The sequence below is a fragment of the Pseudomonas sp. QLc11A genome, assembly GCF_052112305.1.
Lineage (GTDB): Bacteria > Pseudomonadota > Gammaproteobacteria > Pseudomonadales > Pseudomonadaceae > Aquipseudomonas > Aquipseudomonas laurylsulfatiphila.
Genome location: NZ_JAVAJJ010000013.1, coordinates 119,709 through 134,562, shown reverse-complemented (window position 1 = coordinate 134,562; position 14,854 = coordinate 119,709). Strand labels below are relative to the sequence as shown.

Here is a 14,854-nt window from a genome sequence, read left to right as displayed (position 1 = left end):
ATGTTGACTGTGCAATCGTCATCGCGAGCAAGCTCGCTCCCACAGGTTCTGCGCCTCGGCTGACAGGCATTAGCTGTCGGCAATCAGTACTGTGCGCGCAGGCTCAGGGTCACGGTGCGCGGGTCGCCGTAGAAGTTGGTGCCCCAGGAGGCATCGACGCGGTCGTAGTACTTGCGGTCGAACAGGTTGTTGGCGGTCAGTGTCGACGACAGGTTTTCGTTGAACTTGTAGCCGACCTGCGCCGAGGTGACGGCATAGCCGCCTTGTTCGAACTTCACGTCACGCTGGTAGTAGGTGTCGCTGACCGCACGTACGCCACCGCCGACGCTGAAGTCCTTGAGCGGACCGTCGGTGAACTCGTACTTGGTCCACAGATTGAAGTTGTGCTTGGGCGTGATGGTGTTGAAGGTCTTGCCTTTGTTGGCCGCGTCGCCGTCCAGGAACTTGGTGGAGGTGTAGGCGTAACCGGTAACGATGCTCCAGTTCTCGGTCAGGTTGCCGCTCAGCTCGGTTTCCCAACCTTCACTGCGTGCCCGGCCTTCGGTCATGTAGGCACCGGAGTTGTTGTCGTATTCGGCGCGGTTTTCATCGTAGATGCGGAACGCCGCGATGCTGGCGTTCAGGCGACCGTCGTAGAACTCGCGCTTGAGGCCAATCTCGTATTGCTTGCCTTCGCGCGGGCCGACCGGCTCGCCGTCCGTGCCGATTTCGCTCTGCGGTTTGAACACGCCGGTGTAGCTGAAGTAGGTCGACAGTTCCGGGGTGATTTTGCCGATGAGGGCGCCGTACGGCACGACCTTGCGGTTGATGCTGGTGTGGGCTTCGCCGAAGTTGTTGAAGAAGGCGTTGGCGTTCTTCGCGTCGGCTTCGTACCAGGTCACACGGCTGCCACCGATGACATCGAGCCAGTCGGTGACGTTGAACTTGGCACGGGTATAGACACCGTACTGGTCGGACTTGGACCAGTTGCCGTTGACATGCGCATAGTCGTTGCGGGGAATGTCGATGCTGCCCGGATCCCACACGTTGATCGGGAAGTACTCGCCGCCGCCGTAGGTGAAGTCCTTGTCCAGGTGCTGGTACTCGGCACCCAGGGTGAACTCGTGGCGGCGATCGGCGAACTCGAAGGGCGTGGTGACGAAGCTGTCGACGCCGATGGTCTTGATGTGGGTGTAGTAGTCGTAGGCCACGGCCCAGCTGTCACCGGTGGCCGGGTCGACCGCGCCGTCGGCCCAGGTGAAGTTACGCTCCGGGGTTTCGGCATCGCGGTAGGTCAGGGTGGTCTTGAACTGCCCGCCGTTGTCCAGTTCGTGATCAACTTCGGCAAAGGATTCCCAGACCTTCTCGTTCAGGGTGTTCCACTTGGCGTCGACGAAGGTCGAGCGCGGAACGTCGAGCAATGTGCCGTCGGCATAGGCCGGCAAGCCGAAGGCCGGGGTGGAGTTGTTCTTCTGGTAAGCGCCACCGACCGACAATGTGGTGGCCGGGTCGAGGTCGAATTCCAGGCGACCGTAGACCATCGGGCGTTCGTTCTGCGCGTAGTCGACGTAGGACTGGTTGTTCTCGTAGGCGGTGATGAAGCGGCCGCGCACGGTGCCCTGGTCGTTCAGCGGGCCGGTGACATCGACCATGGAACGGTAGTGATCGTAGGAGCCGGCGGCCAACTCGCCACCGAGGGCGAATTTGCCCAGGGCGCGCTTGCGCACCACATTGATCGTACCGCCGGGCTCACCTGCGCCCTGGTACAGGCCCGACGGACCGCGCAGCACTTCGATGCGGTCGTACATCGCCAGGTCGAAACTGGTGGCCATGTCGCCCTGACCGGTGGGTTGCGAGACGCCGTCGACCTGCACCTGGTCGACGAGGAAGCCGCGCATGTAGACGTCGTTGAGGCTGGAGCCGGAGTTGTAGGTCTTGATGGTCACGCCGGTGACCTGACGCATGGCGTCCTGCAGGCTGTTCATGTTCTGGTCGTCCATGCGCTGGCGCGTGACGACGGACACCGACTGCGGCATGTCCTTGAGCTTGATGTTGCCTTTGCCGATGGTCACTTCATCGCTGGTGTAGGAATGCGTGCCTTCGGTGGTCGGGCCCAACGCCACGCCGGTGATGGAGGTCGCACCCAGCTGCAATGCACTGGAGTCACCGACCGCTGGCACCAGCGACACGGTGTTGCCATTCAACTGAAAATTGATGCCGCTCCCCAGCAGCAAGGTTTTCAGTGCCTGTTCCGGTTCCATGCTGCCGGACACCGCCGTGGACTTGATGCCGTTGACCATGTCCTGGCTGTAGAGAATCTGCAGGTTGGTCTGCTGGCCCAGTTCGCGCAATGCACTGGCCAGCGACTGGGCCGGCACGTTGACGTTCACCGGGGCCGCCTCGACCTGGGAAGTGCCCAGCAGCAACAGGGTCAACAGCGCACCCGGCACGACCGTTCGGAATTTCTTTTGCCGATCGATGGCTAATGCCAAGGGTGCGCGGGACAGAGTAAGGCTTTGCATTGCTCGAATCGCTCCAGAAGTGTGTGTGCAGTTTTTTAGTTAATGATAATTATTATTAGACGGGCTACTTTGCCTAAACCGGAAAACAAACTTCAAAAAAACAACAACCTGCTTGCAATCACCGCTGTCAGGCGGTCGTGCGCTCGGTGATGACCCGGCCCGATTCCATGCGCACCAGTTGATCGGCCATGTCGAAGTAGCGGTCGTCGTGGGAGATGACGATGATGGTTTTGCCCAGGCGCTTGAGGTCCGGCAGCAGCTCGGTGTAGAAGATGCGGCGGAAGGTCGGGTCCTGGTCGGCGGCCCATTCGTCGAACACCAGCACCGGGCGTTCTTCCAGCCAGGCATTGACCAGCGCCAGGCGCTTGCGCTGGCCGGTGGACAGGTCGGTGGTGGTGAAACTGCCGTCCCTGACGCTGACCTTGTGCGCAATTTCCAGGCGTTGCAGGTAGGCATTGGCATCTTCGGGGATGTGCTGGTCACCCTGCACCACGTCATCGAACAGGTAGTAGTCGGCAAAGATCGTGGTGAACAACTGGCGGTAGTCGTCTCTATTGTGCGCATCGATGCCTTGGCCGTTGAGCAGGATTTCGCCGTGTTGCGGGGCGTAGAGGCCCAGCAGCAACTTGATCAGCGTGGTCTTGCCGCAGCCGTTTTCGCCGACGATGAAAATGATGTCGCCTTGCGCGATGGTCAGGTTCACCGGGCCCAGGCGAAACGCGTCGCTGCCCGGTGCGGCGGGGAAGGCGTAGCTGACGTTGTTCAGTTGCAGGCTGTTGACCACAGCCGGCGGGGTGCCTTGGTCGTTGAGCAGCAGGTGCGGTTCCGGCGAGGAAAACCGGCTCGACAGCTCGGCGATGCGCCGGAAGGCGATGCGCGCCCGGCTCACGATCGGCAAGGTGCTGACCAGGTGCTCGATCGGGCCTTTCATGTACAGCAGCACCAGCACGAATCCGCTCATCACCGCTTTGTCGGCGCTGGGCCAGAACGATTGCAGGGCCAGCGCCAGGCCGATGACCACGAAGAACAACATCGAGCCGAGGGTCTTGGCGATCACGAAGGTGTTGATCGAACGTACCTGGGTGTCGCAGATGAAATCGGCGGTGCCCTGGATGCCCTTGACGAACATGCGCTGGCGGCGCGGACGGTGGATGCGCAATTCCTTGGCGCCGCCGGCAATGGCGTTGTAGTGCTTCTGCAATTCGTCTTCGGCGTCGCGGGCGGCCATGAAACCCTGGATACCCTTGCCCTGCGCGTAGAACTGGATGCCGGTGCCGATGGCAATCGCCAGCACCATCATCAGGAACATCGGCCACGACAGCATCGCCAGGTAACCCATGCAGCCGAGGGTTACGGTCAGGGAAATGGCGAGCGGCGCGAAGGCGAAGGCGAAGTCGCTGATGGTGTCGACGTCGTGGGTCAGCACCGGGATCAACCGGTGGCTGCGGTAGCGCTCGATCTGCTCGATGGGCGCCGAGAGTACTTTTTCCCCCAGCTCTTTGCGCAGTTTGGCAATGATGTGCTGGCCGACGTAGTTGGTGCCGATGTCCGAGCAGATCGAACTGCCCAGGGCCAGCAGGCACAGACCGCCGAACAGTGCGACCACGCCCTGGGTCAGGCCGTCCGGCGAATGCAGCGCGGTGTTGATGGTGGCCAGCAGCACCGTCACGCTCAGGCCGCCGACCATGCCCAGGAGGATCGACAGACTGACGACGAGCCGGAACGGTTTCAGGAGGCTGAACAATTCATGAATTGCACCGCGCGTTGGCTGGGTCATGAGCAGAGGGTTCCTTGGGTCTTGAGGCAGATACCCAGTAGAACGTCTGGTGGGGGGCTGAATTTAAAGGCGGGGCGACTGGTGGCTGGGGAGTTACATAAACCCCTGTGGGAGCGAGCTTGCTCGCGAAAGCGGCGGGTCAGAAAAATTTATGTTGGCTGACACGACGCCTTCGCGAGCAAGCTCGCTCCCACAGGGGGTGTGGAAGGGCTCAGAGGTTGGGGGGCAGGTCGCGCACGACTCGGAATCCAATCCAGTCGCCACGGGTCTGCGGGTCGATGTCGTTGCGGTTGCCCGAACGGGAAAACACCGGTGCCTCGCCCCAGTCGTTGCCACGGATGCGCAGGGTGTCGCAGTCGGGCTCGGTCCAGGCGCTGCCGTCGGTGGGTGCGCCGACATAGTCCGGGTGGTAGCAGTCGGCGATCCACTCGTAGACGTTGCCGTGCATGTCGTACAGGCCAAAGGCATTCGCCGGGTAGCTGCCGACCGGCGAGCTGTAGCTGTAGCCGTCGGTCGGGCCGTAGGTGTTGGCGTGGGTGGCGATGCTGTACTCGGTGCCGGGATCGAACGGGAAGGGGAACGCTCCCGTCGATCCGCCACGGGCCGCGTACTCGCGCTGGGCTTCGCTGACGATGTGGTAGTGCTGGCCGGTTTTCATCGACAGCCAGGCGACGTAGGCGCTGACCTCGGCGAAGTTCATGCACACCGCCGGCTGGCGCGGGCCTTGGGGGTAACTCGGCTTGCCGTTGGTGCACGCGCGGCCGGGGCGGGTGTCGCCGTCGGGCAGGGTGATGCCGGTTTCCTTCATGTATTGGTTCCATTCACCGGCGGTGATCTGGTAACGGCTCATGGCGAACGGTTTGTCGAACGTCACCTCATGCATCGGGCCTTCATCAGGCTCGCGGCCGACTTCGTCGTCCGGAGTACCCATGGTGAAGGTGCCGGCGGGCAGCACGACCATTTCCGGGCAGTCACGACAATCCTTGAAGACTTTGCCCGGTAATGGCGCCGTATAGGCCTGGGCCAGGCCTGGCACGGTACTGCCGAGCAATCCCAGCAGCATCAGGGCGCCCAGGTTTTTTAGAGTGCTTTTCATACAGGTTCTTGCTCCTTGAAATCGGTGGGTCAGAGCCGGCTGGCCAACAGTTCCATCAACCTGTCGATGTGCGCTTGGGTATTGAGCAACCCCGGCGACACTCGAATGATCGGCCCGACATCACGGTCCACGGCATCGCACACCACGCGCTGATCCATCAGGTAGTTGGCGACTTCTTCGCAGTCGCGGTTCTTGATGCGGAAGAAGGTGAAACCGGCGGAATATTCCGGTGACAGTGGCGTGACCAGCTCCACCGACGGGTGCTGCTGCAAGCGTTCTTTCAGGTAGCTGTTGATGTCATGGATGCGTGCCGCGACCTCGGCCTTGCCCAGGTCCAGGTGCAACTTGAAGGCTTCGGTCAATGCCCAGCGGTGTTCGAACGAGTGATAGCCGCCGTAGGTCATCACCGTGGAAAACTGCGTGGCCTCGGAGAAGGTCGGGATGGTCGGGGTCACGTCCTTGAGCTCGTCGGACCGGGCGCAGATGATCCCGGTGCCCCGTGGGCCGAACATCCATTTGTGGGTGCCGGCGATGAAGAAATCGCAGTGCATGTCCGGGAAGTCGACGTTCTCCACGCCGAAGCCGTGGACGCCATCGATCACGTAGAGGATGCGGTCCTTGTCCTCGCGGCCACGGTTTTTCTCTTCCACCAGTTTGCCGATCTCGCCGATGGGCAGCTTCACGCCACTGCCGGAGTGCACCCAGGTCATGCCCAGTACTCGGGTCTCGGGGCGGATGTTGCGTTCAATCGCGGCCAGCACTTCGGCGGTCGAGACCTTGTACGGGTCTTCGAACAATTTGATCTTGCGAACCTGGGTGCCGTCTTTCTGGGTGCGGTATTCGAACACGCTGTTGGCGGCGTAGTGCTCGTGTTCGCTGGTAAGGATTTCCTGGTCCGGGCGCACGTGGATACCGGCGTAGATCATCGCCAGGCCTTCGGTGGTGCTGCCGGTCAGGGCGATCTGCGACGGTTTGGCTTTCAAATAGCGCCCGGCCCAGACGCGCACCTCTTCTTCGCGACGTTCGGTTTCGCCGCGATGCCAGTCCATGGCAAGGCCCGGGTTGCGATCGAGGTTGGCGCGGTGCATCTCGATGGCTTCACGCACCGGACGCGGGTGCGAGGTCACCAGGAAGTTGGCGAAGTGCAGGTAGTTCGGGTCCTGCGTGAACAACTGGCGCAACTGCTCCCATTTGTCCTTGGGCAAGGGCGCCGGGGCCGCGGCCAGTGCCGGCAGGTTCACGGCCGAGGCCAGGGGCATGCCGGCCGCCAGAATGCCGGCCTGCTTGAGGAATGAACGACGGTTGGTCATGGGTTCGGTTCGCTATGGCAAAAGGAGAAAATCAGTTCTGGACCACGGGCCGGGAGGACTTTTGCACCTGGTCCCAGACCCGCAGGAAATTGCCGCCCCAGAGTTTGGCGATGTCGGCCTCGCTGTAGCCGCGGCTGATCATTTCGGCGGTCACGTTGCGGGCTTCGCTGACGTCTTTCCAGCCGTCGAGACCGCCGCCATCGTTGAAGTCGGAACTGATGCCGACGTGGTCGATGCCGATTTTTTTCACGGCGTAATCGATCGCGTCGCCGTAATCCTTGAGACTGGCCTTGGGTTCTTCGTCGAGGATTGAATAGAGCTGGCTGGCGTATTCGCCGAAACGCTGCTCGGGCCAGACGGTGATCACCGGGTCACCCGGCATCAGCGCCATTTCCAGGCCTTGCAGCGGTTGCAGGTCGAAGCGCGCGCGCAGGGCGTTGAGCTTGTCCTGGGTGGCCTGGCTCAGCGGGCGGATGTAGGTCGGGAAACCGACAATCTGCACCACGCCGCCGCTGTTCTTGATCAACTGCATTTCCGCATCGCTGAGGTTGCGCGGGATGTCCACCAGGGCCCGCGGCGCCGAGTGCGAGGCGACCATCGGCGTGCGGCTCAGGTGCGCGACCTGCTCCAGGGCCTTGGTCGACATCTGTGACACATCGATGATCACGCCCAGGTCGTTGAGACGCTGCACCGCTTGCTTGCCGATGTCCGACAGCCCGCCGAGGGCGTCCCGCGAGTCATTGAAGAACGGCAGCGGCCGCGACGAGTCGGCCCAGGCGTTGTTGCCCACGTAGCTGAAGCCGAACATGCGCATGCCGCGCGCCGCCCACTTGTCCAGGGCGTTGAGGTCATTGCCCAGCGGGTAGGCGTTGAGCATGCTGATGAAGATCGCGAACTTGCCTTCGCCGTGCAGGCGACGGAAGTCGTCGGGGGTGTAGGCGATGGCGACTTGATGGGGGAAGTCACGCACCATCGTGCTGATGATCTTGTAGCGGGTTTCCTGCTCGTGTCGGGCCTCGTCGACGAAACCGGCGGTCGGGCGATGGGGCGCGTTGGGGCCGTTCCAGATTTCCGGCCAGCCGAAAATCGTCAGCGCTGCCCCGGACAGGCGCCCGCGTCCGGTCTTGACCAGATCGAACTGGCCTTCGCCGTCCTTGTCGACTTCGTTGCCGGCGGTGCCGAAGTCCATCGGTATGGTGATGTGGCTGTCGAACGAGAGGATACGCTCCTGCAGCTGATCGGCCTGTTTCATCACCTTCACCGGGTAGCCGGGATTGTCCCTGAACCAGTAGTCCCAAGCCCCGAAGCCTGCCCCCGCGCTGATCGCCAGGGCCAGCGGCAAGCCGATGAAAAGAGCCTTTTTCGAACGTGGTTTTGTCATTGCCTTCTCAGTCAGGTTCGCCGTCGGGGATCAGGCGCGGGGGCCTTTGCTATCTGGGGGGAACGAGTGGCCGGGACAGGAATTTAGTGTTTGTGCCGGCCTCATCGCTGGCAAGCCAGCTCCCACAGGGGTATCGCAGTTCCTGTGGGAGCTGGCTTGCCAGCGATGCCTTTAAATTTGTCGGCGTAACACTCGTTCTAGCTTGGATAAAGCCTGCTCCATGGCTGACACAGGTAGGGCAATGACGATTTCTCGACGATGGTTCCTCGCGGGTCTGGCGCTAACCGGTGCCGCTGTGCCTGCGGTCTATTACGGGCATCGCGAACTGACCAAACCGGACCCTGCGATCACCCCGGACGAAGCCTCGTTCGACGTGGCGGACGTGGCCGGCCAGCGGTTGGCGGACGCCTTGCGCGGGGTCTGGCAGATTCGGTTCGAAGGCCGTGACGCCGGCATCGAAGGCTTGCCGCTGGAGGGGCTGGAGGTCTTTCTCGACATCGCTCACAAAGGTCGCGGCGTGGTCGGTTACCTCGACACCGCCGAACGTTTGCGCTCCACCGAGGAGCCCCGTTACCGGGTGCTCGGCGATCTGTCCGGGGCCAGCCCGAAGCAGCTCGGTTGGCGACTGCTGGGCGCCAGCGGCTGTTGCGAATACGAATTCGACATGACCCTGGATGAGGTCTGGGCCGGTTTCGGTAACGCCGGCAGCGGCAGTCTCAGTGGGCGCGTGCTGGACCTCAAACGCCCGCTGATGCTGACGGCCCAGGACAATCGCTTCATTGCCGTCAAACAGGTATTCCCTGAAGCGCGTGAACGCACCGGCCTCAATCCGGCTCTGCTGGCCTGGCTGGTATCGCCGGAGCACCGTCTGTTCCACCAGCTCTGGCATGCCTCCCGGGACAAGTGGCACAAGCTGTCCGAAGAGCAGCGCGGCGCCTTGCGCGGGCTAGGCTGGCAACCCGGTCCGCGTGACAGGGAGCGCGATGGCCGAGGTGTGCGCAAGGATCGCAACGGTTCGGGCGTGGACTTTTTCTTCATGCACCGGCACATGCTTGGCACGGCGCGTTCGATGCAGGACTTGCCGTCCTGGACGCACTTCCCGTTGCCGCAACCGGATCTGGCGCGGGACCGGCCCGGCTTTGCCCGATACTTCGACAACCACGACGGCACCGCGCTGCCGCCGACCTGGCTGGCCGAGGACGATGACGAGTACACGCAATGGGTCAGTGACATCAAGACCGGCGAGACGTATCACAGCAATTTCCAGGTCTGGGAATCGCGCTACCGTGATCCGCGTTACCTGTCGACGCTGACCCTCGGCCAGTTCGGTTCGGAGGTTGAGCTGGGTCTGCACGACTGGCTGCACATGCGCTGGGCTTCTGTGCCGCGTGATCCGTCCAACGGTCAGCCGGTGCCCTTTGCCCGTGATCCGGCGGACTTTTCCGCGCGCTGGTTCGCCGCGGAAAACGACTTCCTCGGCGACCCGTTTTCCTCCCATGTGAACCCGGTGTTCTGGCATTTTCACGGCTGGATTGATGATCGTCTGGAGGACTGGTTCCGCGCCCATGAGCGCTTCCACCCGGGGCAGGTCAGTCGGCTGCAGGTCAATGGCGTGCCCTGGTTTGCACCGGGGCGTTGGGTCGAAATCGATGACCCGTGGCTCGGCCCGGTCACCCATGGCTGCAGCACCACGCCGGGGTTACAGGCGGGCAAGTCAGTGGAAATGGACCCGGAAACCATGAAGCTGGCGCTGCGCATTACCTTTGGCGAGGACGAGAAGAAGCTGAAGGATTTGTTCCGCAAGGTGCCGCAGCGGCCGTGGTATGCGCGCAATCTGAAGGCTAAACAGAGCCAGGCTTGATACCGCGTCATCGTTCAATCGCTGGCAAGCCAGCTCCCACAAGGTTTTGTGTTTGCCGCATGATCCAGGCGCGACGCATAACCTGTGGGAGCTGGCTTGCCAGCGAAGGCGTCCTCACGGATCACACAAATTACAGAACCTGCCACCCCCCACCCAACGCCTTGTACAACGCAATACTCGCCTGCATCCGCGACAAGCGCAGTTGCACATTCAAATCCTGCGCCGCATACAGTGTGCGTTGGGTTTCCAGGACCGTCAGCAAATCCTCGGCCCCGGCCTGGTAACGGCTTTGCGCAATGTTGAACGCAGTCTGCGCCTGGCTCAGTTCTTCACTCTGCCACCCGCGCTGTTCGTCCAGCCCGCGAATGCTGTTGAGGGCTTTTTCGACGTCGGCGAAGCCGTTGATGATCGTACCGCGATAGGTTTCCAGCAGTTCTTGCTGGCGCGCCGTGGCCTTGTCGCGCTGGGCGCCGAGGCGGCCGTTGTTGAACACCGGCGCAAGCAGCCCGGCGCTGAGGTTGTAGAAGGGACTGCGCAGAATATCGTCGGCCCGGTCGGCCCCGGAGCCGATTTCGGCGGTGAGGGTCACGGTGGGCAGCATGGCGGCCCGGGCGACGGTGACGTCGGCCTGGGCGGCGGCCAGTTGCGCCTCGGCCCGGGCAATGTCCGGACGGCGGCTGAGCAACTGGCTGGGCACCCCGGCGTCGATGGCGGGCCAGGTCAGTTGATCGAAGCGTTCCTGACCCAGCGACAGTGCCTGTACCGGGCGGCCGAGCAGGGCGGCGAGGCTGATTCGCGCCTCCTCGGCCTGTTGCCGCACCAGCGGCAGCTGGCGTTGCTGCGCCGCCACCAGGCTTTTTTGCTGCGCCAGTTCAAGGGCCGTGGCCGAGCCTGAATCGAAGCGGGTCTGCACCAGTTTCAGCACGCTTTGCGCATTGGCCAGGTTCAACTCGGCGATGCGGCTCTGCTCCTGCAACGACAAGGCTTGCGCGTAACTGTTGGCCACGCCGCTGAGCAAGGTCAATTCCACGGTGGCCTGGTCGAACTCGCTGGCGTTCAGACTGAATTGCGCACTGTCGCGGCTGGCCTGCTGGCCGCCCCAGAAATCGATTTCGTAGCTGGCCACCAGGTTCGCATTGAAGTAGTCGACGGCGTCGTTATCGCTGTCGGCATCGAGCTGACTGTAGCCGCTGCCCCGCATCAGCTTCTGGCGATTGGCATTGGCCGAGGCCTTGACCTCCGGCAGTTGCGAGCCACCGGCGATGACCGTGTTGGCCTGGGCCTGGCGCACTCTGGCGATGGCGGCGGCCAAATCGTAACTGCCGAGGCGCGCCTGTTCGATCAGGCGACCCAGTTGCGGGCTGCCGAAGCGATTCCACCATTGCTGGTTGTCATGGACAGCGCCTGCGGTGTGTGGCGATTGCCAAGAGGCCGGCGGCTGGATGCCGCTGTCGGGGCGCTGGGCCGGGGTGCCGCAGGCACTGAGCAACAGGCACAGGGTTAATACACTGAGTGGCGGCTTCATCAATCGATCATTCACTGGTAAGGGCCGTGACCGGGTCGAGTCGGGCAGCTTTGCGGGCCGGCATAAAGCCGAAAACAACACCGGTAACCAGGGCGCAGCCGAAGGCGCCCAGCACCGCTATCAGGGAGAACGCGACAGCCACTTCGCTGAAAATCAGCACGCCACCGACGATCAGCGCCAGGGCGATCCCGGTGAGGCCGCCCACCACCGAGAGCATCACCGCCTCGGTGAGGAACTGGCGCAGGATGTCGCGCTGGCGCGCACCGGTGGCCATGCGGATGCCGATCTCGCGAGTCCGCTCGCGCACGGTCATGAGCATGATGTTCATCACGCCGATCCCGCCGACCAGCAGAGAAATGGCGGCAATCGAACCGAGCATCAGCGACAGGGTGTTTTGCGTGCGTGCCTCGGCCTGGATCATTGCGGCATTGTTGGTCAGTTCGAAGTCGTGCTTGCCATCGTGCAGGCGCAGCATCAATTGCTCGATGGCTTTTTCGGTTTCCTTGACCTTGCGCGCGTCGGCGGCGGCGATGGCGATGTACTCGGGATTGTGCGTGCCGAACAGGCGCACACTGGCGGCGGAGTAGGGGATGGCAATGCGGTCGTCGCTGTCGGAGTCGCCGGAGCTGGCGCCTTTTTCGGCGAGCACGCCGACCACCTGGAAGGGTACGTTTTCGATCAGGATGTACTGGCCGATCGGGTTGGCCACGTCCTTGAGCAACCTGGTCCGCACCTTGTGCCCGATCACTGCGACGGCCGCGGCGTTCTGTTCATCGGCTTGGGTGAAGTAGCTGCCTTCGACCACCGGCCAGTTGAAGATCGCCGGGAAGTTGGTGTCGTTGCCACCGACATAGCTCATGTGATCAAGGTTGCCGAAGCGCACCCCGGCCTCCTGGCCGTTGACCGGCATGATCCGCATGACCTGGGGCAAGCTGGCGATCGCCGCGACCTCATCGAGGGTGATGATGCCCATCGGCGTACGCGGGTTGGGCGCCGAGCCGCTGAGGTAAATGATGTTGGAACCGAACGCGCCCATCTGCGCCATCACCTGGCGCTTGCTGCCTTCACCCACGGCCAGCATGACCACCACCGAGGCGACGCCGATTATGATCCCGAGCAGGGTCAGCGCGGTGCGGAACTTGTTGATCCACATCACCCGCCACGCCGTGTGCACGGCATCGACCAATTCACCCTTCCAGGCGCCGGTGGCTTCGGCGCCTTCACTCAAGCGCTTGCGCAGGTCGACGGCTTGTAGCGCACCCGGGTTGGCCGAATGTTGCGCGGTCGGGTTTTCACTGGCGCTGTCGCTGATGATCAGGCCGTCGCGGATCTCGATGATGCGTTTGGCCCGGGCCGCCACTTCGCGGTCGTGGGTGATGAGGATCACCACGTGGCCCTGGCTCGCCAGCTCGTCGAGCAGGCTCATGACCTCGGCGCCGCTGTGGCTGTCGAGGGCGCCGGTGGGTTCGTCGGCAAGGATGATGTGGCCGCCGTTCATCAGCGCGCGGGCGATCGACACCCGTTGCTGCTGGCCGCCGGAGAGCTGATGGGGGCGGTTGCCGGTTCGCGAGGCCAGGCCGAGGCGCTCGAGCAGGGCGGCGGCGCGGGCGTGACGTTCGGCGGCCGGAGTGCCGGCATAGATGGCCGGCATCTCGACGTTCTCCTGGGCCGAACCCGATGGAATCAGGTGATAGCCCTGGAACACAAAACCGAAGGCTTCGCGCCGCAGCCAGGCCAGTTTGTCGCTGTCGAGGGCGGCGACGTTTTCCCCGGCGAAACGGTATTCGCCCGAGGTCGGACGGTCGAGGCAGCCGAGGATGTTCATCAGCGTCGACTTGCCGGAACCGGAGGCGCCGACAATCGCCACGAACTCTCCGGCATGGATCGACAGATCGATACCGCGCAATACGTGAACCTCAGGCGCCTCGCCACCGCCGTAGGCTTTGCGGATGTCCGAAAGTTCGATCAGGGGCGTCAGCATTCAGCCGCCACTCCCGTCGACCGGGCCGATCAACAGGTGATCGCCTTCTTGCAGGCCGTCGAGGATCTGCACCCGCAGGCGGTCACTGATGCCGGTGCGCACGTTGCGCTGTTCGATGCTGCCGTTTTTGGCGACCACTTGCGCGGTCTGCAGGTCTGGCTGTGCGCCGGTTTGCAGGGCGGCGATGGGTGCGGTGAGGACGTTCTGCGCCTGGTTGGCGACGAAGAACACCTGGGTGGTCATTTCCGCCATCAGCGCGTTGTCGGCGTTGTCGACGTCCAGCAGCACGGTGTACAGCACCACGCGGGCACTCCCGCTTTTGCTGGTGCTGGCGGGGCTGCCGCCGCCCTGGCTGGTCTGGTCCAGTGGCTTGGGCGGCACGGGGAGGATTTGCCGCACGGTGCTGGTCCAGCGCCGGGTGCCGCCGCTCAGGGTGGTGAACCAGGCGTGCATGCCGGGTTTGACGTGGCCGATGTCGGCCTCCGAGACCTCGGCCCACACAGTCATTGGCGACAGCTTGGCGATGCGCAGGATCAGCGGTGTCTGCTGTTGGGCATTGAGGGTCTGGCCCTCGCGGGCATCCAGCGCCACTACTGTGCCGGCCATGGGTGCATAAATCCGCGTGTAGCCGAGCTCCGCCTGATCGCTGCGCAGGCTGGCTTCGGCCTGGCGGATCTGCGCCTGGAACATGTCGATGCGCGCCTGGGTCACGCGCAGTTCGGCCTGGGCGGTCTGCACGTCTTCTTCACGGGTGGCGCCGCCAGCGGCGAGGTTCTGCTGGCGCTGGTATTTCTGCCGGGCCAGTTCGTGTTGCGCCCGCTGTTCCTGCAGCTGCGCCTTGAGGTTTTCGATAGAGAAGCGCCCGGCATCGAGCTTGGCCTGTTGTGTGGACGGGTCGATTTCCACCAGCAACTGGCCTTCCTTGACCCGGTCGCCGACTTCCACGTGGATCTTGTGGATTTGCCCGGAGGCCTGGGCGCCGACGTCGACATAGCGCCGCGGTTGCAGGGTGCCCAGGGCGGTGACGCTGCTTTCAATATCGGCGCGGCTGACCTGGACGGTGGTGAACTGGTCGCGGCCCGGCGGGATGAACTGCCAGGCGGCGACGGCCACCACGGGGATCAGACAAAGTGCTGCAAGCAGGGCGCGTCGGGTCTGTCGGGGGCGTTTCATGCAGGGTTCCGGCCTTGGGAAATCGGCCCGTCCGGGCAGAGACGGGGAGCTGTCCTGTAAACGTAGAAAGCGCCGGGGAATTTAGGTGGTGACACAACCCCTTGTAGGAGCGAGCTTGCTCGCGATGGACGTTAACGATAACGCGTGCTGTCTGGATCAACGCGTTGTCCTTGATGCCATCGCGAGCAAGCTCGCTCCTACAGGGTTCGTGACTAAATGCCGGGAAAGGTGAAGCAGTACTTTAAATCT

Annotated in this window: 9 protein-coding genes; 1 reads left to right on the top strand and 8 read right to left on the bottom strand. The window is 63.1% G+C overall.

Annotated elements, in window-relative coordinates:
- Positions 1–83: 83 nt before the first annotated feature.
- The 5 genes from Q8X48_RS19370 to pvdM all read right to left on the bottom strand — a co-directional run bounded on the left by Q8X48_RS19370 (position 84) and on the right by pvdM (position 8,065).
- A complete protein-coding gene (locus Q8X48_RS19370; RefSeq protein ID WP_407801231.1) occupies positions 84–2,501 on the bottom strand; it encodes a TonB-dependent siderophore receptor in 2,418 nt (805 codons plus the stop codon).
- 127 nt (positions 2,502–2,628) lie between these two features.
- Entirely contained in the window at positions 2,629–4,278 is a 1,650-nt protein-coding gene (locus tag Q8X48_RS19365; protein ID WP_407801232.1) for a cyclic peptide export ABC transporter, read from the bottom strand.
- Positions 4,279–4,489: 211 nt separating this feature from the next.
- A complete protein-coding gene (pvdO, locus tag Q8X48_RS19360; RefSeq protein ID WP_407801233.1) occupies positions 4,490–5,374 on the bottom strand; it encodes a dihydropyoverdine dehydrogenase in 885 nt (294 codons plus the stop codon).
- Between the two features lie 29 nt (positions 5,375–5,403).
- Positions 5,404–6,684, bottom strand: coding sequence for a pyoverdine-tailoring periplasmic protein PvdN (gene pvdN, locus Q8X48_RS19355; RefSeq protein WP_407801234.1), 1,281 nt, complete (start codon positions 6,682–6,684; stop codon positions 5,404–5,406).
- Between the two features lie 31 nt (positions 6,685–6,715).
- The gene (gene pvdM, locus Q8X48_RS19350; RefSeq protein WP_407801235.1) at positions 6,716–8,065 is read right to left on the bottom strand and encodes a pyoverdine-tailoring dipeptidase-like protein PvdM; all 1,350 of its coding nucleotides are present in this window, start codon (positions 8,063–8,065) and stop codon (positions 6,716–6,718) included.
- Positions 8,066–8,306: 241 nt separating this feature from the next.
- On the opposite strand from pvdM, the gene pvdP reads away from it, so the two are divergent.
- Positions 8,307–9,926, top strand: coding sequence for a pyoverdine maturation tyrosinase PvdP (gene pvdP / locus Q8X48_RS19345; RefSeq protein ID WP_407801236.1), 1,620 nt, complete (start codon positions 8,307–8,309; stop codon positions 9,924–9,926).
- A 130-nt stretch (positions 9,927–10,056) separates the two neighbouring features.
- Here pvdP and Q8X48_RS19340 read toward each other — a convergent pair whose 3' ends face one another.
- From Q8X48_RS19340 to Q8X48_RS19330, 3 genes are read right to left on the bottom strand one after another with little or no spacing between them, the layout of a single operon-like run.
- Positions 10,057–11,451, bottom strand: a complete 1,395-nt coding sequence (locus Q8X48_RS19340; protein ID WP_407801237.1) for an efflux transporter outer membrane subunit — start codon at positions 11,449–11,451, stop codon at positions 10,057–10,059.
- Between the two features lie 7 nt (positions 11,452–11,458).
- Complete coding sequence (locus Q8X48_RS19335) at positions 11,459–13,432, bottom strand: MacB family efflux pump subunit (protein ID WP_407801238.1); 1,974 nt, start codon at positions 13,430–13,432, stop codon at positions 11,459–11,461.
- Positions 13,433–14,605 (bottom strand): efflux RND transporter periplasmic adaptor subunit, encoded by a 1,173-nt coding sequence (locus Q8X48_RS19330; protein ID WP_095968023.1) that lies wholly within the window; start codon positions 14,603–14,605, stop codon positions 13,433–13,435.
- Positions 14,606–14,854 lie beyond the last annotated feature (249 nt).

What these genes read in the sequence shown, in the direction of transcription:
- Q8X48_RS19370 (WP_407801231.1), bottom strand. Translation starts at nt 2,501, where the DNA reads ATGCAAAGCCTTACTCTGTCCCGCGCACCCTTGGCATTAGCCATCGAT.
- Q8X48_RS19365 (WP_407801232.1), bottom strand. Translation starts at nt 4,278, where the DNA reads ATGACCCAGCCAACGCGCGGTGCAATTCATGAATTGTTCAGCCTCCTG.
- pvdO (WP_407801233.1), bottom strand. Translation starts at nt 5,374, where the DNA reads ATGAAAAGCACTCTAAAAAACCTGGGCGCCCTGATGCTGCTGGGATTG.
- pvdN (WP_407801234.1), bottom strand. Translation starts at nt 6,684, where the DNA reads ATGACCAACCGTCGTTCATTCCTCAAGCAGGCCGGCATTCTGGCGGCC.
- pvdM (WP_407801235.1), bottom strand. Translation starts at nt 8,065, where the DNA reads ATGACAAAACCACGTTCGAAAAAGGCTCTTTTCATCGGCTTGCCGCTG.
- pvdP (WP_407801236.1), top strand. Translation starts at nt 8,307, where the DNA reads ATGACGATTTCTCGACGATGGTTCCTCGCGGGTCTGGCGCTAACCGGT.
- Q8X48_RS19340 (WP_407801237.1), bottom strand. Translation starts at nt 11,451, where the DNA reads ATGAAGCCGCCACTCAGTGTATTAACCCTGTGCCTGTTGCTCAGTGCC.
- Q8X48_RS19335 (WP_407801238.1), bottom strand. Translation starts at nt 13,432, where the DNA reads ATGCTGACGCCCCTGATCGAACTTTCGGACATCCGCAAAGCCTACGGC.
- Q8X48_RS19330 (WP_095968023.1), bottom strand. Translation starts at nt 14,605, where the DNA reads ATGAAACGCCCCCGACAGACCCGACGCGCCCTGCTTGCAGCACTTTGT.